General features: G+C 38.1%; 21 protein-coding genes. 5 read left to right on the top strand and 16 right to left on the bottom strand.

Going from position 1 to position 24552, the window contains the following annotated elements:
- The first annotated feature begins 136 nt into the window (after positions 1-136).
- The gene (locus ACHUFV_RS21920; protein WP_394237869.1) at positions 137-1429 is read left to right on the top strand and encodes a protoglobin domain-containing protein; all 1293 of its coding nucleotides are present in this window, start codon (positions 137-139) and stop codon (positions 1427-1429) included.
- Between the two features lie 59 nt (positions 1430-1488).
- Here the strand turns inward: ACHUFV_RS21920 and ACHUFV_RS21915 are convergent, their stop codons facing one another.
- The 3 genes from ACHUFV_RS21915 to aroD all read right to left on the bottom strand — a co-directional run bounded on the left by ACHUFV_RS21915 (position 1489) and on the right by aroD (position 5681).
- A complete protein-coding gene (locus tag ACHUFV_RS21915; RefSeq protein WP_394237867.1) occupies positions 1489-3522 on the bottom strand; it encodes an oxidoreductase in 2034 nt (677 codons plus the stop codon).
- A gap of 402 nt (positions 3523-3924) precedes the next feature.
- Positions 3925-4803 (bottom strand): shikimate dehydrogenase, encoded by an 879-nt coding sequence (locus ACHUFV_RS21910; RefSeq protein ID WP_394237865.1) that lies wholly within the window; start codon positions 4801-4803, stop codon positions 3925-3927.
- 116 nt (positions 4804-4919) lie between these two features.
- On the bottom strand, positions 4920-5681 hold the full coding sequence (gene aroD / locus ACHUFV_RS21905) for a type I 3-dehydroquinate dehydratase (protein WP_394237864.1): 762 nt from the start codon (positions 5679-5681) through the stop codon (positions 4920-4922).
- Positions 5682-6006: 325 nt separating this feature from the next.
- Here aroD and ACHUFV_RS21900 point away from each other — a divergent pair, with 325 nt between their 5' ends.
- On the top strand, positions 6007-6879 hold the full coding sequence (locus ACHUFV_RS21900) for a LysR family transcriptional regulator (protein WP_394237862.1): 873 nt from the start codon (positions 6007-6009) through the stop codon (positions 6877-6879).
- A 65-nt stretch (positions 6880-6944) separates the two neighbouring features.
- Here ACHUFV_RS21900 and ACHUFV_RS21895 read toward each other — a convergent pair whose 3' ends face one another.
- The 3 genes from ACHUFV_RS21895 to ACHUFV_RS21885 form a co-directional block, all read right to left on the bottom strand.
- The gene (locus tag ACHUFV_RS21895; protein ID WP_394237927.1) at positions 6945-8141 is read right to left on the bottom strand and encodes a class I SAM-dependent rRNA methyltransferase; all 1197 of its coding nucleotides are present in this window, start codon (positions 8139-8141) and stop codon (positions 6945-6947) included.
- Positions 8141-9475, bottom strand: coding sequence for a hemolysin family protein (locus ACHUFV_RS21890; protein WP_394237861.1), 1335 nt, complete (start codon positions 9473-9475; stop codon positions 8141-8143). Before ACHUFV_RS21890 ends, ACHUFV_RS21895 begins: the two co-directional genes overlap by 1 nt.
- Before the next feature lie 209 nt (positions 9476-9684).
- Positions 9685-12285 carry a cation-translocating P-type ATPase gene (locus tag ACHUFV_RS21885; RefSeq protein ID WP_394237859.1) on the bottom strand — a complete coding sequence of 867 codons (2601 nt, stop codon included), beginning with the start codon at positions 12283-12285 and terminating at the stop codon, positions 9685-9687.
- A gap of 815 nt (positions 12286-13100) precedes the next feature.
- On the opposite strand from ACHUFV_RS21885, the gene ACHUFV_RS21880 reads away from it, so the two are divergent.
- Entirely contained in the window at positions 13101-14003 is a 903-nt protein-coding gene (locus ACHUFV_RS21880; RefSeq protein WP_394237857.1) for a LysR family transcriptional regulator, read from the top strand.
- A 42-nt stretch (positions 14004-14045) separates the two neighbouring features.
- Here ACHUFV_RS21880 and ACHUFV_RS21875 read toward each other — a convergent pair whose 3' ends face one another.
- The 5 genes from ACHUFV_RS21875 to ACHUFV_RS21855 form a co-directional block, all read right to left on the bottom strand.
- A complete protein-coding gene (locus ACHUFV_RS21875) occupies positions 14046-14465 on the bottom strand; it encodes a DUF3147 family protein (RefSeq protein ID WP_394237855.1) in 420 nt (139 codons plus the stop codon).
- A 62-nt stretch (positions 14466-14527) separates the two neighbouring features.
- Complete coding sequence (locus ACHUFV_RS21870) at positions 14528-14887, bottom strand: DUF3147 family protein (protein ID WP_394237853.1); 360 nt, start codon at positions 14885-14887, stop codon at positions 14528-14530.
- Between the two features lie 334 nt (positions 14888-15221).
- The gene (locus ACHUFV_RS21865) at positions 15222-15413 is read right to left on the bottom strand and encodes a hypothetical protein (RefSeq protein WP_394237851.1); all 192 of its coding nucleotides are present in this window, start codon (positions 15411-15413) and stop codon (positions 15222-15224) included.
- Between the two features lie 190 nt (positions 15414-15603).
- On the bottom strand, positions 15604-16983 hold the full coding sequence (gene rlmD / locus ACHUFV_RS21860) for a 23S rRNA (uracil(1939)-C(5))-methyltransferase RlmD (protein WP_394237849.1): 1380 nt from the start codon (positions 16981-16983) through the stop codon (positions 15604-15606).
- Positions 16984-17029: 46 nt separating this feature from the next.
- On the bottom strand, positions 17030-17773 hold the full coding sequence (locus ACHUFV_RS21855; RefSeq protein WP_394237847.1) for a TetR/AcrR family transcriptional regulator: 744 nt from the start codon (positions 17771-17773) through the stop codon (positions 17030-17032).
- A gap of 92 nt (positions 17774-17865) precedes the next feature.
- Between ACHUFV_RS21855 and ACHUFV_RS21850 the strand changes: the two genes are divergently transcribed.
- The gene (locus tag ACHUFV_RS21850; RefSeq protein ID WP_394237845.1) at positions 17866-18060 is read left to right on the top strand and encodes a DUF2187 family protein; all 195 of its coding nucleotides are present in this window, start codon (positions 17866-17868) and stop codon (positions 18058-18060) included.
- Positions 18061-18118: 58 nt separating this feature from the next.
- Here ACHUFV_RS21850 and pdaA read toward each other — a convergent pair whose 3' ends face one another.
- The 3 genes from pdaA to ACHUFV_RS21835 all read right to left on the bottom strand — a co-directional run bounded on the left by pdaA (position 18119) and on the right by ACHUFV_RS21835 (position 20928).
- Positions 18119-18943, bottom strand: coding sequence for a delta-lactam-biosynthetic de-N-acetylase (gene pdaA / locus ACHUFV_RS21845; RefSeq protein ID WP_394237843.1), 825 nt, complete (start codon positions 18941-18943; stop codon positions 18119-18121).
- A 132-nt stretch (positions 18944-19075) separates the two neighbouring features.
- A complete protein-coding gene (locus tag ACHUFV_RS21840) occupies positions 19076-20626 on the bottom strand; it encodes a fumarate hydratase (protein ID WP_394237841.1) in 1551 nt (516 codons plus the stop codon).
- Between the two features lie 116 nt (positions 20627-20742).
- Positions 20743-20928: an SE1561 family protein gene (locus ACHUFV_RS21835; RefSeq protein ID WP_394237840.1), complete on the bottom strand. Its 186-nt coding sequence runs from the start codon at positions 20926-20928 to the stop codon at positions 20743-20745.
- Positions 20929-21190: 262 nt separating this feature from the next.
- Here ACHUFV_RS21835 and yfkAB point away from each other — a divergent pair, with 262 nt between their 5' ends.
- Entirely contained in the window at positions 21191-22306 is a 1116-nt protein-coding gene (yfkAB, locus tag ACHUFV_RS21830; protein ID WP_394237838.1) for a radical SAM/CxCxxxxC motif protein YfkAB, read from the top strand.
- A gap of 80 nt (positions 22307-22386) precedes the next feature.
- Here yfkAB and ACHUFV_RS21825 read toward each other — a convergent pair whose 3' ends face one another.
- Together ACHUFV_RS21825 and cax are read right to left on the bottom strand one after the other, a co-directional pair.
- Positions 22387-23166, bottom strand: a complete 780-nt coding sequence (locus ACHUFV_RS21825) for a YfkD famly protein (RefSeq protein ID WP_394237925.1) — start codon at positions 23164-23166, stop codon at positions 22387-22389.
- A 147-nt stretch (positions 23167-23313) separates the two neighbouring features.
- Positions 23314-24375 (bottom strand): calcium/proton exchanger, encoded by a 1062-nt coding sequence (gene cax, locus ACHUFV_RS21820; protein ID WP_394237836.1) that lies wholly within the window; start codon positions 24373-24375, stop codon positions 23314-23316.
- Between the last annotated feature and the right edge of the window lie 177 nt (positions 24376-24552).

Here is a 24552-nt window from a genome sequence, read left to right as displayed (position 1 = left end):
CTTTTCTATTTACAAATAAGTCATTAGCACTAATTATGAACATAAAAACAAGTAATTTAACCTAATAAAAAAAGAAATACCTCCTATAATATGGTATTATTTATTCATAACAGATTGCTAGGTGGGAGGGGTTAAAATGTTTTTTATCAAACAAAAGCAAGAGCAGCAGGCATGGGATCTAGCAAAAGGAATCGGCAAAATAGACATTTCGGATGGTACCGATGTAAAAAAACAATTGGAAATGATTGGTATGACAACGGATGATTTGGACGTTATCCATGCTTTGCAGCCGTTTATTAAAGAAAAGCTGGATATGATAGCGGATCAATATTATTGGACCCTTGAACAGGAGCCATCACTAGTTAAGATTATTAAAGCCTACAGTTCAACAGATCGATTGAAGGTCACACTGAAGCAGCATCTCCTTGAAATGTTTACTGGTGTCATTGATGAAGAATTTATAGAAAAACGAAAAAGAATAGCCTTTATGCATGTCAAGATAGATCTGCCGACAAAGTGGTATATGGTTGCATTCCAAAATTTGATTCTTTCCATTATTTCTATTCTTGTTGAAAAGCTTCCAAATAAAGAGGACTGTCATACCGCTATTATCGCAGTCACAAAAATCTTAAACTTTGAACAACAAATCGTATTGGAAGCATATGAGATGGAGGTTAATCGAATCAATATTGAAACAGAGGAGGAAAAGAGAAATATCCGGGAATCCGTCGCAAATGCATCGCTCAATCTCGCAGCCATCTCTCAAGAAACGGATGCATCTTTTCAGCATTTATGCACGCAATCAAATGAAATTGTCTCCATCGCTAACAAGGGCTCGGAATTATCCACCTTGGCAGAGGAAAGAGCACTTAAAGGAAAGGAACAATTGCATAAACAAACGCTTAATTTATCAAATATCCAGCGTTCTGTGAATGATATTTCAAGTGATGTCCAGGTTCTCTTAGATATCTCAAAACAAACACAGGAAATAGTTGAAATCGTTACAGGTATTGCAGATCAAACCAATTTACTTTCATTAAATGCCGCTATTGAAGCAGCTAGAGCCGGGGAACACGGACGGGGCTTCTCTATTGTTGCAGATGAAGTACGTAAACTATCTGAAGAAACGAAAAAATCCGTTACAAATGTATCCTCTCTAACCTTAAACACCAATACGCAAATTGAAAAACTAAAGCAATCACTAGAAATGATCAAAACAGCCGTCAATGATGAGAATTACACAATGCAAGAAACCGAACATTACTTCCAGCAAATATTAGTCACTTTGGATGAAACAAAAATCCAAAATCAAAAGATTGAACAGGAGCTTCTGTCCTTTGTCAACAGAACCAATGAATTAGGCTCTGCCTTTAAGGAAGTAGCAGTTTCTGCGACTGATTTAACGATGATATCACAGGATATTCATTAATAATAAAAATCCCCCTATAATATAGGGGGATTACATCCTTTTTGTAAAAACAATTCGACTTAAACTAGTACAGCCTCTCTAGGCTTCACTCCGCTACCTTCTTTCAACGCACCGATTTTTGTTAATGTTGTAAGGATATTTCTGCCTTCACGAACACCGTCCATGATTTTTCTTGCTCCCCAGCTGTCGCCAATATTAACAACCTCAACACCTTGTGCAGTGAAATAAGTCTCTAATTCTCCGAATCCACTATTTTCAGGTCTCATCCCTAAGCAGACAAAGCCATAATCGAACTCGATAGCAGAATCAACTCCATCAAACTTCACGTTGAAATGGTCTCCTGAAACAGCTGTAAGGGCGGTACTTGTACGTACGTCTACGTTATGTTCCTTAATCATCGACATCATTGATAATTTTGTAATGACATCCAGATCTTTTCCCACTATCGGCATCATTTCAACAATGGTGACATCGTTTCCTCTTTCAGCAAAGAACTCAACGACGTCTAAGCCTACTGCCCCGCCACCTATAACCGCGATCTTTTTACCTTGTACGTTCTCAAATTGTTCAACTCTACCTAATAGACCAAAGATTGAATAGACCGTGCCATCTTCTTTATCGATATAATCCATTAATCCATTGATAGGCGGCAATAGTGGTTTTGAGCCTGTTGCATTGATCACGACATCAGGATGGTAACTTTCAATTAAACCGATATCTGCCTTTGTATTTGTTAGGATACTTAGATTTTCTAGTCTTTCAGCACGCTTCACAAGATAATGTGGAAAATCGGCAATTCTCTTCTTTTCAGGTAATTTTGCAATAAATTTTGCAAGTCCGCCTAATTCAAGGTTTTGCTCAATTAGGACCGTTTTACAGCCAACCTCTGCGGCTGTACAGGCAGCTTCAAGACCTGCTGTTCCTCCGCCATTCACAACCACTGTTGTTTCCTTCATCACGTTTCTTTCTCTGTATTCATCGTTATGAAATAAATCCGGATTGATTGTACATCTTAATGGTCGATTTAGGCCAATCCGATTACCAGCACAGCCGATATTACAGGAAACACATTTTCTTAGATCCTCTTCCTGCCCATTTTGTACTTTTGTTACCCAGAAAGGTTCCGCAATTAAACCGCGTCCCATACCGATTAAATCGGCTTCGCCTTCTGCTAGTATAGATTCTGCTACTTGTGGGTTACGAATATTGCCTGTTGTGATGGTTGGTTTATTAAATTTATCTTTTACTGCTTTAGCCATATAGGAACGCCAGCCATCCGGAAGGCTCATTTGGTCAATTTGATATTGTAATGAATCATTTAATCCAGCTGATACGTTAAAGATATCTATTCCTTCATTTAAATACTCTAAAATCTCTAAAGTATCTTCTAGTGTGTTGCCGCCTTTTACAAAATCATCTGCACTAATACGAAGCATGATTGGGAAGAATGGTCCAACTTCTGCTCTAATTCGGTCAATCACCATTCTTGTTAGTCTTGCTCTATTTTCATTGCTTCCGCCAAATTCATCTGTTCGTTTGTTATAGACAGGTGATAGGAACTGGCAAAGGAGATAAGAGTGTCCTGCATGAATTTCAATTGCATCAAAGCCTGCCTGTACAACTCTTCTTGCCACTTTACCATATTGATCAACAATCTCTAGGATTTCCTCTTTTTCTAAAGGTCTTGGAACGGCTCCGCCATCCTTTGAAGGAATAGTTGATGAGGAAACTGGCTGACAACCGATTCTTTCAGGCACTGCTGATGCGCCTGCATGATTGACTTGAATCGCCACTTTTGTACCATGATTATGCAATCTTTCTGTCAATTTGTAGAGTCCTGGTATGAACATATCGTGGTCAATGCGAAGTTGTGTTGATCCATTTGAGCCTAATGGGAACGCTACACAGGCATTTTCTAGAATAATTAATCCTGTTCCGCCTTTTGCTCTTTGCTCATAATATTGAATATGCTTTTCATTAATTGCACCGCTGGGATCGGCAAAGTTTGTTCCCATTGGCGGCATAACGATACGGTTTTTTATAGTCATTCTATTTACTGTTAATGGTTTGAAAAGGTTTTCATAACTAGCCATTTTATTTACCCCCTAAAGTAATTCTTGCTTTATTTATCAATCTACTTATCTTTCAGATTACTTTTTTTTGCTAGCAGCTGCTTATTTAACTGTTTGTGAAATAACTTACAAGCATATTATCTAAGATTCAATCGATAAAGTCTAATTGCCTTTTTTTATGAAATCAATTCGGAAATTCTATTAATCCAACAAAGCTATATTCCGCCCCTCTTAGATCAGGGCTTTGTAATCAAATGATCAATCTTCTGCAAAAACAGCCTTGAAAATACTTGTGAATCTTTCGTTCACAATTAATGAAGTCATAAAAAAGGACACTTTTTGTTCCATTTTTATAAACAAAAAGTGCCATGTGTATCGAGCAGGGTGGATTCTCTTTTACCCAGTTATCCTACACTATATATCTTAAAACATTTGTTCTTTTACATATTCAACAGGCATTTCATGCCCAGTGAACTTTTCAAATGCAGCTGCTCCCTGCCACAGCATCATGCCTAGCCCGTTAATTGCTTTACAGCCGACAGATTCTGCAAGCTCAAGCAATTTAGTTTTACGCGGGATGTACACGACGTCAGATACGATTAAGTCTGGACGTAAATAGGATGCATCTGGAATTAAACATTGGTCCTCAAGCGGCTTCATGCCAACTCCTGTTCCATTTGTTAAAATATCACTTGTAGCTATTTCTGCTTTTAATTGATCCAAATCTTCAAGACGGAATACATTCGCTTTACAGTTAATACCTTCAATTTCATTATTAATAATATCTACATTTTTCACAGCACGATCATAATATTCATCGTCACGGTTAAAAATAGAGATTTCAGCAGCACCATCAATCGCACACTGAATAGCAACCGCAGTTGCTGCACCGCCTGCACCCATTAACGTAAGTTTCTTGCCTTTAATATCAACACCAGATTCCTTTAAGCCAAGTACATAGCCAATACCGTCCGTAATATGTCCAACTAATTTACCATTTTCATTCACAACCGTGTTTACAGCACCGGCAAATCTTGCTGCTGGTGAAATTTCATCTAAATAAGGGAGAATTTTGGTTTTATTCGGCATGGACACATTGCAGCCGCGAATATTTAATGCACGAAATCCCGTCAAAACATCTTCCAATTGTTGATTGCCTACTTCAAATGCAAGGTATACATAATTTAGTCCTAATTTACGAAATGACATATTGTGCATTGCTGGTGATAGAGAATGTCCAATTGGTGTAGCAATTAATCCGATAAGCTGTGTTCTTCCATCAATACGTCCTTGGTCTGCCATTGTAAATTCCTCCTGTTGCTTTCCTTAGTTATTTTTTATTTGTTTTATGACAAGCTATGATAAAAATGTGAATATTTTCACATTTTGTTCAAAAAAATTTTGTTAGTTCACTTTCGTTACATGCTTTTATGCAATATTTCTAAAACCAGTCTTAGCTGTGCTACAGGGATCTGACCTGGAGCAGAAGCTTCCTTCCCAGCGCCAAAAGTGAATGCCGACCCGAATACTTCACCTGCTAAACGACTGATCACACCTTTTCCACCCATTGACATTGTAATGATAGGAGTTTCTGGATACTGTGTCTTCATAGTATTGGTTGCATCGATTAATGTAATGACATCATCCACTGAAGCAGGCATTACTGCAATCTTAGGTATATCAGCACCATATTCTTTCATTTTTTGAAGGCGAGATACAATTTCGTCTTTAGCCGGTGTTTTATAGAAGTCATGATTGGACATGATAACGAATACATCGTTTTCCTTAGCAGTTGTAAGGATAGCCCTAACATTGCTTTCTTCGTTAAAAAGCTCAATATCAACAAGATCAATATATTGCGTTTGAATTGCCTTTTGATTTAATTCCACATAATAGGCATCACTGATTTCTTTATTTCCGCCCTCTTTATGACTGCGGAAAGTGAAAAGTATAAGCTCCTCAGTAAAAATGCTTCTAAGCTTTTGCAGCAAGTTATTTACAGCCTCGGTATTTTCCACATATTCATACAAATCGACACGCCATTCAACAACATCTGGTGCAAGTTCTTTCACAAGAGCAGCCTCAGAAATAATCTGCTCCTCTGTTGTGCCGACAAGCGGAACAATGATTTTTGGAATCCCTTCACCGACAGTAACATTCTTTATTTTTAATGTACTCATATAAGCGGCCCTCACTTTGCTTATTTTTAAATGATGCACTATCTATTTCAATACGCTAATGTGAATCTCTTAACAACCACATTATGCTATGCGGAATGCAGATTGTCTAATCGGACTTTTTAATGAAATTAATAGGATATTCCTATCGTTTCTATGTACCGCTTTAAATTATGGCGACTTTTTCACAATTTTTTTACTAACGTCCGAACTATTTGTGAACAATTGAACAAGTTATAGACAACCTCTATTAGAATGAAGTAAATTTTGATTATATCGACCTTACGTTAAACATTTAATCCAGATATTTTTGAAAGCGGTGGTTACTGTGAATATTAATCAGCTCCAGTACTTTTGTGTTTTAGCTGAAACCGAGCACTATACAAAGGCAGCCCAACTATTAGCAATCACCCAGCCAAGCCTAACACATTCGATAAAAGAATTAGAAAAAGAATTGGGCGTGTGCTTGTTCAATAAACAAGGCCGTAATGTAAAAATAAATCAATATGGTTATTTTCTTTATCAACAGGTTCGTCCCATTCTAACTAGTTTAGAAAATACCAAAAGTGAATTACAGCTCTTAATTGATCCTAGAAAAGGGACCATTAACCTTTCCTTTTTACACTCCTTATCACAATATTTCATTCCAAGATTGATTCATGATTTTTTACAAATTGAGGAAAATAGTCAAATTAACTTTAACTTACATCAAGGGACAACGAAGGAAATTAAAGAGGATTTTCAGGCCAATAAAATTGATATTGCCTTTACATCTAACATTGAAGGTGAAGGGATTACATCCATTCCAATTATGCAACAGGAGCTTTTATTGATTACTCCTATAGATCATCCATTAGCAGATAAGCAGGAAATTGATCTAGCGGAAGCAGCGAAATATCCTTTTATTTTTTACGAACAAAACAGCGGATTACGTCCGATACTTGATTCACTTTTTAAAAGTATCGATGTGAAGCCTACTATTGCCTATGAATTAGCAGATGATGGAACCGTGTGTGGCTTCGTTGCTGCAAATCTAGGGATTGCCATTGTTCCTAATATATTTGGACTTGACCGCTTCCCTGTCAAAGCTATTAAAATCATCAATCCGCATTACGAACGGTACATTTATTTAAGCTACTGCACACATAAATATATGTCACCGCCTGTAACAAAATTTAAAGACTTTATCATAAATAACTAGTAGCGTGTCAGGCACCGCAAAAAGACAAATGCTTAGCATTTGTCTTTTTGTGGTGCCTGACACCATTATTTTATTTTTTTCACAAAAACAACCTTTAGGTAGTTTCCTTCTTCATATTCTTTTATTGTTTTGAAATCGGCTGGGAGAGTGTGCTCTTCGAGAGTTTTATATTTTCCGCCGCTGTCGTGAAATGCTTTATCAATAAAGCCTTTGAACTTTTTCATATCAAAGGATGCGCTGTTTGTAGAGGCAACGATCACCCCGTCATCCTCTGTTATGGAAATAGCCTGCTTCAACAAATTGGTATAATCCTTTGCAGCACTAAAGGTTACCTTTTTGGATCGTGCAAAGCTCGGCGGATCTAGTATCACTAGATCAAATGTTAGCTGCTTTTTCACAGCGTACTTAAAATAATGAAACACATCTTCAACAATGATGTCCTGTGCCTCGTAATCAATTCCGTTAATACTGAATTGTTCAATCGTTTTACTACGGCTCCGATTAGCAAGGTCTACGCTCGTCGTCTTAGCAGCACCGCCCAATGCAGCAAAAACAGAAAATGCACCGGTATATGAGAAGGTATTTAGTACATGCTTTCCGTTCGCATAGCGGTCACGAATAGCCTTCCTTACTTCACGCTGATCCAAAAACACACCTACCATGGCGCCATCATTTAGGTAAACAGCAAAGCTTGCCCCATTTTCCTTTACAATAAGCGGGAACTCTCCACGCTCACCTGTAACAAAATCATCCTCTTCCAAATACTTTCCATCTTCAGCAAACCGCTTTTTCTGATAAATCCCCTTATAGATGACAAGATCCTTCAGGGCCTCTATTATGCTATCCTTAAATTGGTAAATCCCAAGACTGTACCAGCTGATCACATAATAGCCATCATAATAATCAATAATCAAGCCGCCGATTCCATCGCCTTCGCCATTAAATACCCGAAAGGCCGTTGTCTCCTTATCCTCGAAAAAGGGCTTTCGGAATTGGATTGCATTCATGATTTTGTTATAAAAAAATTCATTGTTTATCTGTTCATTTTCTTTTCTTGTCAGTATCCACCCATACCCTTTATTCTGTTTACCATAGTACCCTTTTCCAATAAAATGATCATGCTCATCCACAAGTCTGATAATCATCCCTTCAGACTCTAAGTGGTCTGTGTCAACGATTGCTTCCTTCAAAACAATGGGATTTCCCTTTTTCATTTTGTCACTGTATTTCGCTTTAATTTTTACAAACGTCTCTGTCACGATTACACCTCTTCAGTCTTTACAGCTTCTTTAACATCCACTAGTACTTTCACAATTCGTCGGTCATTCGTCTCAAGGGAGGTGAATTTTACATCCTCAAATTCTACACTCGGTTTATCCTCGCCAATTGGAATATACCCAAGCAGGCTAATAACAAAGCCGCTTAATGTGTCATACTCTTCTGTTGGTAAGTCCTTCTGTAGAATCCCCTCAACATCGTCCAGACTTACCGTTCCATCCATTTGGTATGTATGGTCATCAAGCTTTGTAATAACGGGTTCACCTTCATCAGGCTCATCATATTCATCAAAGATATTCCCAACTATCTCTTCAATTAAATCCTCGATGGTCACAATTCCATCTGTTCCGCCATATTCATCTATCACGATGGCCATATGTACATTATTCATCTGCATATCATTAAATAAATGATCTATTTTGGTTGACTCTAAGACAAAATACGGATCCCGAATCATCTCTTTTAGGTTATATTCCTTTGGCTCTGAATCTGTTTCCTCTAAAAACTCAAGCAAGTCCTTCGAATTAAAAATACCGACGATATGATCAATGTCTTCTGAATAAACAGGATATCTTGTGTACTTTACCACATTAACCAAATGGACAGTATCCTTCAGGCTGGAATCAAGCGGAATCGCACTAATATTTGTCCGATGTGTCATAATATCTGAGACTGTTTTATTATCGAAATCAAAGATATTATTAATCATTTCTTTTTCTGTTAACTGAATCGTCCCTCGTTCCTCCCCAACATCAACCATCATCCGTATTTCTTCTTCTGTTACGTTATCATCCTCAGCATTGGGATCCACGCCAAACATCTTCACGGTAACATTCATGGATAGCGTTAATAATTTGACAAAAGGAGCGGTTAGCTTTGACAAAAGTGTCAGCGGGGTTACAGCAAACATCGAGATGGGTTCCGCCTTTGTCATCGCAAGCTGCTTCGGGACTAGCTCACCAAAAACTAACGTAAAATAGGATAATAACAGTGTAATGAAAACAACAGAAATGGTTCCAAGCAGGTCCCTTGAAATAGGTACACCCAATTCAAAGAGAACATGAGCGAGTCTGCCGGCAAAGCTTTCTGCTGCAAAAGCACTCGCCAAAAAGCCAGCTAATGTAATACCAATTTGAATGGTTGCCAAAAAACGACTTGGTTCAGAAATTAATTTATGAAGCATAACGGATTTTTTATCACCTGAATCAGCCATCATTTTCACTTTATTATCATTTAATGAAATTAACGCTATTTCAGATGCAGCAAAAAACGCATTTAATAGAATTAAAACAATAAGTACCACTATTTCCGTTAGCAACGAGGACCAACCTCCAAGTAAGTAAATAAGTAATGAATACTTTTATATGAAAATTTCCCCAGTATATCTTACCACTCTTTTCCTTTCAATCAAATGATACCTGTTTCTCTAGAATTCCCAATTAGCCTACTAATTCATTCCTAAATAACGAAAGGACTGAACGAATGCATCCACAAGCCTCGTTCAGCCCCTCGAAAAGCTTTTATTGATTATTTTATAAAAAGTAATTTGTATATTTGACTGACCAGTAAAGGCATTAAGGCCAGTCCATAAATCCAGCCAAATTGGGTTAACGTTAAAGGCGTTACTTCAAATATACCCATAAGTGACGGCACCAGTAAGACAATCTGTAATAAAATGATGCCTCCTATAACTGAAAACCAAAGATATTTATTCGAAAATACCCCGATTTGAAGAATCGACTGCTTCGCTCTTACATTAAAGCCATGAAATAATCTGGCTAAACATAATGTAGCAAACGCCATGGTACTTGCGACAACCTCATCACCGGTCTTCAGGCCAATATGGAAAGCCAGTAAGGTAGAAATAGCAATTAACAAACCGCCAATCCCAACTAAAGCGGCAAATTTCTTATTTAACAATGGTTCCTGAATATTCCTCGGTTTTTCGTTCATGATATTTTTATTGTGCGGTTCAAGGCCTAGTGCAATAGCAGGCAGACTGTCAGTTAATAAATTAATAAATAAAAGATGAACAGGTGCAAACGGCACAGGCAGAGCCAGTATGGAGGCATACAGGACGGATAAAATACCAGCTGTATTGCCTGCAAGTAAAAACCGGATTGAGTTGTTGATATTCGCGTAAATGCTTCTTCCATTTGAGACTGCCTTGACGATAGTTGAGAAGTTATCATCTGTTAAGATCATTGCCGATGCATCCTTAGCAACCTCGGTACCTGTTATCCCCATTGCAATTCCAATATCGGCTTGCTTTAAGGCAGGGCCATCATTAACCCCATCACCAGTCATGGCTACGATATTGCCCTTTTCCTGCCATGCTCTTACAATACGGATCTTATGCTCAGGTGAAACTCTGGCGTAAACAGAGATGTCTGCCACCTTATCTTTTAACTCCGCATCAGACAGCTTTTCAATTTCAACGCCTTCAATCGCTTCTGTTTCATCCTTTAAAATTCCTATCTGTTTAGCTATCTCTGAAGCTGTAATTTTATGATCTCCAGTTATCATTACCGGCTTAATTCCGGCTGATATACAATTCTCCACAGCTGTCTTTGATTCAGCCCTTGGCGGGTCCATCATGGCTGTTAAGCCAACAAATATTAAATCATACTCATCTTCCACATCGACCGATTGTCCTTCAGATACTTCCTTGTAGGCAAAACCAAGGACACGCAGCCCTTGAACTGAAAATTTTTTATTAATAGCTACAATTTCTTTCCGATGTTTTTCAGTAAAATCAAGAACGCCTTCAGATGTTTCAATTTTCTTCACGCGGGATAACAGAACATCCAGTGCCCCTTTTGTAATCATCATACACTTATCATCTATCCTATTTACTGTACTCATCAGCTTTCGATCAGAGTCAAACGGAATTTCTCCTATCCTTCCGTATTGTTCTCTGATTACAAGCTCATCGAGACCATATTCTTCACCTAAATTTGTTAAGGCAACTTCCGTCGGGTCACCGATTTCCTTTTTGTCCATCGTGACAGAGTCATTACATAATAAGGCCATTAGCAAGAGATTTTTTTCTAATGCGTTTTCTTTATTTAACTGGTCATGAGGAATAACCTTTTGATCTACATACAGCTGCTGTACAGTCATTTTGTTTTGCGTAAGCGTCCCTGTTTTATCGGAGCAGATAACAGAAATACTGCCCAGACTTTCTACTGCGTGAAGCTTACGCATAATCGCATTTTCTTTGGCCATCTTTTGCGTACCAAAGGCAAGAACGATTGTCACAATGGAGCTCAAAGCCTCTGGAATGGCCGCCACAGCGAGAGACACAGCAAACATGAAGGAATCGCCAATCTCCCGTCCTCTGAAAATATCAATTCCAAATATCATAAGGGCAATTATGATAATGATAATGGCTAATTTTTTACCAAAGTGATCGAGCGTAACCTGTAACGGAGTTTTTTTCTCTTGAGCAGATCCTAATAGATTCGCAATTTTCCCAATTTCTGTTTTCATTCCAATATCTGTAATGACAGCAATTCCGCGGCCGTTAGTAATAAAACTGCCGGAAAACACCATATTTTTTTTATCCCCAATTGACACATCTTCTCTGTCAATCGCAACAGTCTCTTTTACAACAGCAAGGGACTCACCTGTCAAAGAGCTTTCATTTACCTGAAGACTATGATTCTCAAGGATTCTGCCGTCTGCCGGCACAAAATCACCCGCATCTAATGTGAGGATGTCACCTACCATCACTTCACGTGAGGAAATTTCAACCATCATTCCATCTCTTACTACTTTTGCCGTAGGAGAGGACAAGGCCTTTAAACTATTGAGCGACTGTTCTGCCTTCACATGCTGAACGGTTCCAAGGATGGCATTTAAGATGACAACGACCATAATAACAATCGTACTTTCTAATTCACCTAAAAAAGCAGAAATAATCGCGGCTACAAGTAGAATGATGACAAGAAAATCTTTAAATTGTTCAAGAAAAACTTGAAGTGTACTTTTTCTTTTTCCTTCCTGCAGCTCATTAAAACCATACTGCTCTCTTCTCTTATCCACTTCAGTTGAGGTTAGGCCTTTATCGGATACACCTAAGGCTTTTATTACTTCATCAGCTGGTTTCCGAAAGTAATTACTCATTGTTTTCTCCCTTCCGTTAGATACTAGAGTTAAATCAGTACTTCCATTCTTATTTTCATAGAATATAACAATATTAACTTATAATTTGGTTGTTGATTTCCGTTCAAGGCACTTCGCTTTCCGCAGGCGACCGCCGAGCCTCCTCGACACTTCGTGTCTGTGGGGTCTCACCTGTCTCGCTTCTCCTGCAGGACATTGAATTACTTCCTTGAATACGCCCACGCACGAGAAAATTCGATAGAATTTTCGAGGAGTCTTCGTGCCTTCCACTGCAATCAACCTGCTTACAAGGGTCTACAATGATCATCATAGCAATCCTATAAAAAAAGACTCTATAGCTAGGAAACTTCCTAGCTATAGAGTCTCACTTAACTAAATATAGTTTTCAAAGCCGGGATGATATCCGGTTTGACGGCTTTGAATCCTGAAATGACAGGCAGTTACTCCCTCTATTTTCCATATGTTTGCTTGTGTTCATTTTAACATGCACAGGCAAATTTTTCAAATACTCAATTATTTATTGTCCTCCTTCTTTGCACATATTGAATTTACGAGACTTTTTTACTAATTTATATAGAAATTTGCAACTAATTGTTACCTTCTTCACATATATATCAAAATTTTTTATTTTTAGACACTCTATTATTGTACAAGAAATGGTAATATTTAGTTATATAGTATAGTTATTTACATCCATCATATCTGCAATTAATAGCCGATAACTATTTTTGAGTTTTGTCTTTATCTATTCTTCATTCATCATTCAAACGGTTAATCGTCATACTTTTTTCTAAAATTGAAAGGACGTGGTTAGAATGAATTTGAAACAGCTTCATTATTTTCGGGTACTTGCAGGATATGAACATTTTACAAAGGCTGCTGAACAATTATCCATTACTCAGCCAAGCTTAAGTCATGCAATCTCAGAGTTAGAAAAGGAGTTGGGTACCTATTTATTTGAAAAACACGGAAGAAATATTCGTCTAACAAAGTATGGTCGTTTTTTCCTGCAATATGTGGAGCGTTCTCTGGATGAACTGGAAAAAGGGGAAAAGAAGCTGCATGACATCACATGTCCTTCAAGAGGAGTAATCGATGTAGCCTTCATGTATCAATTAGGTCCTCAGTTTGTTCCAAATATGATTCAGACCTTCTCACATAAGGATGAATATAAAAATGTTAGATTTACGCTAACTCAAGGTTCAAACAAAAAGATTTTTCAGGACCTAAAGGCGGGAAAAGTTGACATTGCATATACATTAAGGGATGAAGATGAACAGGAGATTGAATTTACACCATTATTTGAACAAGAAATGGTTGCTGTCGTATCCTACAATCATCCACTTGCACGCTATGACCGTATTGATTTAAAAGATACTGCACCATATCCATTTGTTTTATTTCATCCTACTAGCGATGTTCGACCTATTATAGACAGACTATTTGAAAGTGTGGGAGTAGTCCCTCAAATTGCTTGTGAAATGGATGAAACAGATGTCATTGCCGGCCTGGTTTCCGTCAATTTTGGGATGGCCATCATGCCGCGAACACTTGCCCTTAGCAGCTATAACGTCAAGGTATTATCGATTAACCATCCATTGGCAAGCCTCGATATTCATATGGCATGCGTTAAAAATCGTTATCTATGTCCAGCTACAGAAGCATTTCAACAGTTTTCACTCAACTATAGTAAAGAATCATTATTACAAGTACATTAATGGAAAAGGGTGCCTATTTACAGGCACCCTTTTTGGAATTTTTCATTTATTTTGACGAACCTGCGGCTCCCTCATGCTTCCCATCGCATGTTTGGCATGTTTAATGTTAAAGCCCATCATTCGCTCTCTAAGTGTAGAAACGGCAATAGAACTGACAAGCCATAACACCAATCCTAGAAAGATACTGAACAGCCAATTATTGCTTATTGTAAGTGTGGTCCAAACAGTTGCAACACAAACAACGCCGCCAATCATACCGTAAACAGAACCATTTGCTACTTTTGCGGCATTTTTTGAACCAGAGGCAATTCCCATCATTAATACAGCAGTGATCATAACGGCCGGAAATGCTGCAAACATACCGGCAAGAATTTTCCAAGGGGAAATAACAGTTACCAAATAGCTTAACATAACAGCTGCCCCGCCTAATAAGAAACGAATAAGTAAGTCTTTACTTTTCATAACTACACACCTTTTCCTTTATAATCGAATGCAATCATTTTCAAAAGCTGCTTTTAATCTTATTAGTAGGAGGTAAACACTACTACAATTATTGAAATGATAAACCAGCAACCAACAGCTTGGACTAATCCACTTTTCCATCCTTTTCTCGGTAAAAGATATCCTGCAATAATAGCAATGACGATGTTGATTGCCATGCCGACAATCGCACCCTTCGATAATAAAATCGAATAGGAAATCAATTCAGTCCCACCGAAATCCAGACTTGCAGTGAGTAACGCTGCTAAATAAACGGCAGGGAATGCCGCAAAAATACCTCCAGCCTTTTCACCGAGCTTTCTGGCTACTAGTGTGGATACTACTACTGCTAATCCTCCCAATGTGAATCGAATGAGTAATGCACTAATAGAAAGTCCAGCCATAATATTCACCTTTCCTGATTAGATCCTAACTTCAACAGCACATACTTGAGATGTTAAAAAGTTAAACCTAATAATATGATTAAAATAATTTTTTGTATGATATTTCACAATAACTAACACCTTCATTGTATCTTATTTTTGTCCATTTCCCTGTGAACATTTCTTAAACGTTTATGAAGCGTTTTCAACTAATTGATAGATATCTTAAATAATTTAATATTAGAGTTCTCTAAAGTACCCTAAACAATAACTGGAATATCCCTTACTAATTGTTACATACTTGAAAAAAATAATAACGCCATTCCCTAGAGAATGGCGTTTCATTTGATGTTTTTTATAGGTTAAACAATCTCAAGATTGGATTCCTCTTCTTGTTCTTATCAACGATCTTTAACTCATCCATTGATAATTTTTCCTGGTTATCAGATACCCACTTATCCAAATCCTGTTTACTACTAAAATGAGTATAGTAGGTTTCCCCACCTTTTCCAACCGCATTTACAACAAATCTACATGTCTCTCCCATAACGTTCTCCTTAACAAGGAATGATATACATGAATTATAACAAGAAAATAGTAAAATTCAATTGTTTTTTTGTTAAGGATGAAATGTTTTCAGAAAAATTAATTTTTATAATAGATCAGATTATTCATTAGAAAGAAAGAGGCTGTCAGCAACACCCTCTTACCTACTATTCGTTCTCATATTTTCATTATTATTTCAATACCAGCTTCGAGACACATTCTACATGTGAAGTCTGTGGGAACATATCAACCGGCTGGATGTATTCAAGCTTGTAGTTGACGGCAAGTACGCTAATGTCCTTTGCTAAAGTTGATGGATTACAGGAAACATAGATCACTTTTTTGGGCTTTATTTTCAAGATGGTCTGTAATAACTGCTGATCAAGACCTGTTCTTGGCGGATCTACGATAATGACATCCGGTTTCCAGCCTTCCTTTACCCATTTAGGCATCATCACTTCTGCCTTTCCCGTTACATACTTTGCATGTTTAATTCCGTGCCGGGAAGCGTTCTTCTTTGCATCCTCAATAGATTCGGGAATCACATCCATACCACGAATCTCTGCCGCTTGATCCGCAAGCCAAAGGCCAATAGTTCCGACTCCGCAATAGGCATCTACTACCTTTTCGCTTCCGGTAAGCTCAGCTGCCTTTTTCACTTCATTGTAAAGATGTACCGTTTGTTCTGGATTAAGCTGAAAAAACGTTCTTGCCGACAGTTCGAAATTTAACTCACCCAATGTCTCTTGAATAAAATCCTTCCCTTCCAGATTAACAGTCTTTTCACCAAAAATAAGGGAAGTCTTTTGCCCATTAATATTTTGCATGATTGATTTGACATTTGGGAGTCTTTTTTTAATTTCTTCAATCAATAGATCCTTCTTTGGCAGCTCTTCTTTTGCTGTAATCAAGACGATTTGAAGTTCACCCGATTGAAGCCCTGCCCTGGCGACAATTGTTCTGACAATCCCTTTACCAGATCTTTCATTATAAATTGGTATCTCTAGTTTTTGCAGGACCTTTCTTACTGTTCCAATTGCCTTATTTGTTTTAGGATGCTGCACCGCACATTGTTCGATATGAATTAGACTATGAGAATTCATACCATATAAACCAGCGAGGACCTTTCCGTCTTTGCTTCCGACTTGAAACTGACTTTTATTACGATAGTTCCATGGATTCTCCATCCCCATTGTCTCTCGAATTTCTAATTGTTCAATCTGAAGCTTTGTATGACGCTCTAACGATTGAATAACGATATCCCGTTTTTCTTTTAGCTGCTGATCATATTGAAGGTGCTGCAGCTGACAGCCGCCACACTCTTCATAAACAGGACATTGAGGCTGAACGCGAAACTCAGATTGCTTACGGATGCTTTTAATCCTTGCTTCCGTAAACTTCGGATGAACCTTTGTTGCTTCCACTACAACCTCTTCTCCTGGAAGAGCTCCTGGGACAAAGACCACTTTTCTTTTAAAATAACCTACTCCTTCTCCATTAATTCCAAGTCGTTTAATCGTTAAAGGAAAAGTTTGTTTTAACTCTATTTTGACCTCTTGTTCTTTCTGCATGTGTATCTTCACTCCATTATTCTCAATATCATGTACTATGTATGTTCTATTTCTGATTTGGCGATATCATCCATTCTGGTGGGAAAACCATACGGCATATTAATTTAGCTAATTCAACATAGTCAGTCTTCATTCCGCTCTCTTTATCTTTCTTTGGTATATTTTCAAGTATGATTAAAATGGACCAGGCTACCATTTCCAGCTCCAAATCAGGCCATGTTAACCCCTTTTCTTTTGCATGCTGCAATCCAGTAAGAATTCTAGTATGCCAATTTTTTCTGGATTGAATTAATACTTCTGCTAATTCAGGGTCCCTAATTAATAATTCAGGCAGTACTTGATGCAGTCCTATTTGTTCAAGCTGTTTATAATGGTTTTCAAGTATTCCCGCCATGAATTCCTCCGGATTTGTCTTAATCCAATTAGGTTCTGGGGGAAGCATTTTATCTAATTGATTTTGTAATAAGGACAATAATAACTGACGTTTATCAGAAAAGTATCGGTAAAAGGTTCCAATTGCAACCCCTGCATGTGCAGCAATCTCTTTAGCTGTTGTTGGCTCATATCCATTCTTAATAAATAACTCACGGCCGCTTTCAAGTAATGAATTCCTTTTTTGCTGGGCCCTTTCCTGCTTAGGCACATAAGGAAATACACCAACGAGCTCTCGATCTCCATGCTCTGCCATACAATCACCTCTGCTTAATAGTACCATAGAACAAAAGATGAACCAAAGTTCATTATGATTGACACTATTTTGATTCGGTGCAATACTTGAACTACGGTTCATGTTTTATTCAATTATCATTTCACCCCTTTGACTAAATTGAATAAGCCATGAATCGTTTTTTTTGCAGGACTTATAACAGGAGAGATATCTTTATGACAGGACAAATCATTGCATGCGAGGGAAATAGAATTACCTTTACAAGAAATGGATATCAAATTAGCGGGGAAGTACTAAAGGTAAAAGATGCAAGTGTATTGGTATCCATCAGCCAGCAGGATGCTGAATTGATACAAATTGAAACACCTGTAACCGTAGTAGCACATAAGCACTATCAAATTCTTCATTAAGGTACTTTATCGCGTTAAACCACTGGGGGACAGGCCCCCAGCACTTCACCGCGTTGATTTAGTTTTTCTTTTGTTTCTTTGTTTTCTTCGGTTTCTTTTCCTGTTTTGTTTTATTTGTCAGGTCATCTAGACTTTTAAATTTATACCCTTGCTTTTTTAGGTCTTTTATTACGCTTTCCAGTGCATCTGCATTGTCCTTTGAAACGGTATGCAGAAGAAGAATGGCTCCTGGATGAATCTGTTTCATAATATTAGCGTAGGAATATTGAGCTCCTTTTTGCTGATCTGTTTTCCAGTCTATAAAAGCCAATGACCAAAAAATATGTTTATAGCCTTGGTCATTCGCTAATGCCATTGTCCTTTCACTAAATATTCCACGCGGCGGGCGGATATAATCCATCGTTTTTACGCCTGTAAGCTCCTCTGTTTTCACTTTTACCTTTTCAAGCTCTTCCTTTAATCGTTCGTCACTTACCTGCGTTAAATCAGGATGATGCCATGAATGGTTTCCTACTATATGACCTTCCTTAACCATTCTCTTAACCAGCTTTGGTGCAGATTCTAAATAGTGTCCTGTTACAAAAAATGCAGCTGGTACTTTTTCTTTTTTTAGAACATCTAGTATTTTCTCTGTATATCCGTTTTCATACCCATTATCAAAGGTTAAGTAAATATCCATTTTATTTGGATCGCCTTTATAATAGGCTCCGTGTTTTTCAATCAATTCATCCCATTCTTGTCCGGCTTCTGCAGGTCTGCCATCTGATGCCTTTTTAAAGCCCCAATGAATAGGCTGGTTTGGATAGGTTTCTGCCGATACACTCGATCCAAAAACAAAAAGTATTACAGAGATCATGATCAGCTGTTTCATTATTTTCTTCATGAACACTTCTCCTTATCAGGTTATCTTTTGTTTTTATTGTTTGTGAGTGTGGCAGATTCATGCGGTTAATCTATTTCCAAAAAAAGCAAAAAAGGATGAACAAATATGTTCATCCTTTTTTGGGAAATCGTATTATTTAAATACCGGCTCTTTAAATTGAGCTAATTTCTCAAGTGAAGATTGGTCAACGTCCTTGTGAAGACTGTTACCATGGGAATCCATTGTAACTACGGCAGTAAAGCCTTCAACCTGCAGATGCCACATGGCTTCAGGAATACCGAATTGTGTTAGATCAACACCGTCAACAGATTTAATGCAGTCTGCGTAATATTGTGCTGCTCCGCCAATTGCATTTAGGTATACGCCGCCATGCTCTTGTAATGCAGCCAATGTTTTTGGACCCATTCCACCTTTACCAATAACTGCACGAATACCAAAGCGTTTCATGATATCCCCTTGGTACGGCTCCTCACGAATACTTGTAGTAGGACCAGCTGCTTTTACATGCCAGTTTCCATCTTCATCCTTTAGCATAACTGGACCACAGTGGTAGATAATTTGTCCATTTAGGTCAACTGGTGAATCATTGTCGGAAAGGTACTTATGAATGGCGTCACGGCCTGTGTACATTCTTCCATTAATGCGAACGACGTCACCCACTTTTAATTGGCGAATTTGTTCTTCAGTAATAGGTGCTTGTAATTCAACAACATTCACAGATGTTTCTGAAGCGGCAGCTGTTTCTTTTTCAGCTTCTGCAGCACCGAAGTCAATTTTCTCGCCTTCCTGGTAGCTCCAGTCCTTGATTTCGCCTGTTTCAGGATTAACGGTTACACCTAAACGGCGGAATGCCCAACAGTTATACGCAACAGATACAAAGAAGCTTGCCGGAATACGGTTCATAACACCAACTTTACAGCCTAAAAGAGTTGTTTCGCCGCCAAAACCCATGGTACCGATTCCAAGTTTATTAGCGTTTTCCATGATATACTCTTCAAGCTCGCGTAATTCTTCGATAGGATTCACATCATCATTTGAACGAAAAAGCTGTTCTTTTGCTAAATCGTAGCCGCTTGAACGGTCTCCACCGATGCCCACACCGATAAATCCTGCGCTACAGCCTTGTCCTTGTGCTTGATAAACGGAATGAAGGACACACTTACGAATGCCATCAAGATCACGTCCTGCACGGCCTAGTCCTTCTAGCTCGCAAGGAAGACTGTATTGAATATTTTTATTCTCACAGCCGCCGCCTTTTAAGATAAGACGAACATCAATATAATCCTTTTCCCATTGTTCAAATTTGATAACAGGTGTTCCTCCGCCCAGGTTGTCGCCGCTGTTTGCACCAGTTAAAGAATCAACTGAATTTGGACGAAGCTTTCCATTCTTTGTTGCTTCGGCAATCGCATGATAAATTGCCTTTTTCATTTCGATTTGGTTTGCTCCAACAGGTGTTTTAATTTTAAAAGTTGGAAGACCTGTATCCTGACAAATCGGCGAGATATTATCGTCAGCCATTTTAATATTATTCGAAATGGTTCCAAGAGCCATGGCTGATCTTGTACCCGCATTTTCCTGCTCCTTTGCCGCCATAATAGCGCGTCGGACATCATTTGGAAGCTGGGTTGATGTTTCAACAATCAGCTTGTACATACTCTCCTGAAATTTTTCAATATTCATGAATGATTTCTCCTCCCCATAAACAAAACTCTATTTTTCGATAATTTCGACACCTTCAATTATACTCGTATACACAGGAATAAAAAAGAAAAAAGAGTCAATAAAATATGACTCTTTTACAATTCCCTGTTTTTAAATTCTCGGCATTTTGATTCAAGGTCATCGATCATGGCAATTAATCGATCAATATCTTCAAGATCCGTATCCTCTGGATCAATAGCATCTAAAACATCCATAAACATATTTAAGCGTTGCTTTAAAAACGAAACCTGCATATTTTTATCTTGTATCGGGCTACCCAAAAAACTCTCTCCTTTCACTATCGTAACCATCCTACCGAAAATTCCTCATATAAGCAATACCAAAAAGAAACATGCTGCTAGAAAAACTAGTATTAGTATATCCATCAAAAAATCATTTACCTATCCTGATAATAAATTCATGAAATCTCTTTTATTTCATATTAATCTGTATTGACACTGTTTAGATAAAAATGAATAATGACAATGGTAAAGATGGCCAGATATAGATATAAAATATGTAAATATAGGGAAGGAGAATATAATGCTCTCTGAAAAACAAACATTAACACCAAATTATGATCCTTGGGAAGCGTATATGGATATAACAGAGCATGGAAAATTAACTCTCTCAAATATCGAGTTCACTACCACAAATTTATGCAATATGCGCTGTGAGCATTGCGCTGTTGGATACACATTAAAGGCTAAGGATGATGAAGGTCTTCCACTTGAATTATTATTGAGACGACTTGAAGAAATTCCTCATTTACGTTCGCTGAGTATTACCGGAGGAGAGCCGATACTTTCAAGCAAATCTGTCGAACACTACGTTGTACCATTATTGAAATACGCTTCTGAGCGTGGAGTTCGAACACAGATTAATTCTAATTTAACTCTTGATATAGAACGATACGCTCCCATAATTCCGTATTTAGATGTACTTCATATTTCACATAATTGGGGTACGGAGGAGGATTTCATTGAGGGCGGTTTTGCCAGAATGGAACGAAAGCCAACGATAGAACAAAGAAAACAGCTGTTTCAAAGAATGATTCAAAACAGCCGAACATTAGCTGAGAACGGCGTGATGGTTTCAGCTGAAACCATGTTAAACAAGAGAACACTTCCGCACTTAGAGCATATCCATAGGCAAATTGTCGATGAAATGAAGTGTCAGAGACATGAAATTCATCCGATGTATCCGTCAGATTTTGCTTCTTCATTGGAAACCCTTAGTTTAGATGAAGTTCGTGCCAGCATTCATAAGCTTTTAGATATTCGCAATAAAGATATATGGATGCTGTTTGGAACGCTTCCGTTCTATTCCTGCATGGGTAAAGAAGAGGATTTGCAGCTGTTAAAAAGATTGTCATCGGAAAAAAATGTGTCCGTTCGAAACGACCCTGACGGCCGTTCCCGCCTAAATATTAATATTTTCACCGGCGATGTCATTGTAACGGATTTCGGCGATACCCCGCCGCTTGGTAATATTCAGGACGATATGCTTATTGATGTGTTCGATAAGTGGCTACATACAAAGCTAGCAGCTTCACTAAATTGTCATTGCCCGGAAGTTCAGTGCCTTGGTCCAAATGTATTAGTAAAAAACAGTTACTATAAGGATACTAACTTTCAAAAACGAAAATCGTTAATCTAAAAAATGGTGTCAGGCACCACAGATGGACAAAATAATACATTTTGTCTTTTTGTGGTGCCTGACACCGTTAGTGGACACCGTTAACGTGGTTGTTCGCTGGCGATGAATCCAAAAGAAACGTGGTCTTGGATTGGGATCCAAGCGCTTATTCCCTGCGATGTTACATTTTTAATGACAATCATTTTCTTGCCGCCTTTTAGCATCAGGTACACTTCACCGTAGGTTATTTTCCCTTTTTCATTTACCGCAGGTGCAAAGGCATGTAAATATCCGAGCATTTTCGGCGGAACATTGTAGATTTGATCTTTTTTCGTTCCCCCGCCAATCACGGTTTCAAATGATAATGGCAGCCCCGACTTTTGCATGGCTTTAATCATCATCATATTTTTTACTTCTTCTGTATTGCCAACCTTTGCCGTTAAGCCACCACGGACAATTTTTTGTGCTTCCTGTACGTAATGAATTTGATATGGAGTATTTCCACCGCGATTATCAAAATAGTTTGTATTAATCTTTTGATATTCCCAATTGGGAGCTGTTTCCACAGATTCATAATTTAACGGCCATTGACCAAGGTAGACAATCGCCCGATATCCTAAGGCAAATGGCGTACTGTTTACCGTTGTTTCGTTCAGCATACGAATGAGGTCAGGATTTTCAATTTTTACTTTAGATGATTCAATAAGTTCTTTAGTCAAGTCACTAGGCTCTAATTTCGGCATATCGACTGTAGGGTTTGGATAAGTATTGTCTTTTGCGATATTCATAACTGAACTTGGAACCGAAATCGTTTGTCTTGGATGCTGGTCTATTTTTTCCTGCTGCTTCTCTGCTTTGGCAAAGGGCAGGAAGGAAAGCATGACGACAAATCCGATAATCGAATAAATCAGTTTCTTCTTCACGATAAAGAACTCCTTTCAATATAGCAGGCTGAATTTCACATAGTATATTGTTTTCGGAGTGATACGAGATTATCCATGTGAAGAAGATTATTTTACAGATTTTATCTATAAAAGATAAAATCCAATGCCCATAATAAAATAGGCAGCAAGCAATGTGGCACCTTCAAACCAGTTTGATTCTCCATCATTTGATATGACAACCATTAACAAAACCGCCGAGGCCATGGATATAAGCTCAGGCAGTGTAAAAACAAGCGGCATATTAACTGGAAATAGGAGCGAGATTAAAACGAGAACAGGTGCAACGAACATAGCTACCTGTAGTGTTGAACCAATTGCAATTTCCACAGCAATATCCATTTTATTTTTTAAAGCCATCAATACCGCTGAAGCATGTTCCGCAGCATTTCCGACAATTGCTACAATGATGACCCCAATAAATAGCTCAGTCCAGCCAAATGATTCCGCAACGGCTTCGAATGTATGAACAAGATTCTCTGAAACATATGCAACCGCTACTGTTGCAACAGCCAGAATAGCCATTGCCTTTCCTTTCCCCCATTCAGGCTCTTCTTCATGATGTACCACACCCTTGTCCTCTTTAGGCTGGTATACCCCTCGGTGAGTGACAAGCTTGAAAAGCAAGGCAGCAACATAAAGGACAATTAATATGATAGAAATTCCTACACTTAGCGCGATTGTGTCCCCTTCATTCATCGTCATCGAAAATACTTCAGGAATGACAAAAGCAACAATAACAGCAAACATCAAGAGCCCTGAATTATGTCTGGCATCATATACATTAAACTTCTGCCGTTTAAACTTTACGCCGCCAATGAAAAAGGATAACCCGGCAACTAATAAAAGGTTTCCTAAAACAGAGCCTGTTAACGAAGCAAGAACAACTCCGACGAGACCAGCCTTTAATGAAAATATGGAAATGATTAGCTCAACTGCATTTCCAAACGTTGCATTTAAAAGCCCTCCGATACGAGGACCGGCAACAACTGCCAGACTTTCAGTTGCTCTCCCCATATAGCTTGCTAGAGCAATAATAGTTAAACAGTAAATCACAAATAAAAGAATACTGGGCCAATGCATCAATGAGCCAATAACGGATAATGGCACACCAATGAAAGTTAGAAGCATAAAGACTTTGTTTACCATCACTTTCATTCCTTTCCTTTTATCATTCTGTTCCCCTGCATTAAATTAATACCTTATTAATTTAAAAAAGAAGTAACAAAAAAATGCCGCATCATATAATATATAAAAATTTTCCATTTCTCATTATAAGGCATCTTTCTTTTCTTAAACAGCCTTTGTATGGTAAAGTTGAAATAA

It is taken from the genome of Niallia oryzisoli, assembly GCF_043641075.1.
GTDB lineage: Bacteria > Bacillota > Bacilli > Bacillales > Cytobacillaceae > Bacillus_BD > Bacillus_BD oryzisoli_A.
This window is presented reverse-complemented; position numbering and strand designations above follow the sequence as displayed.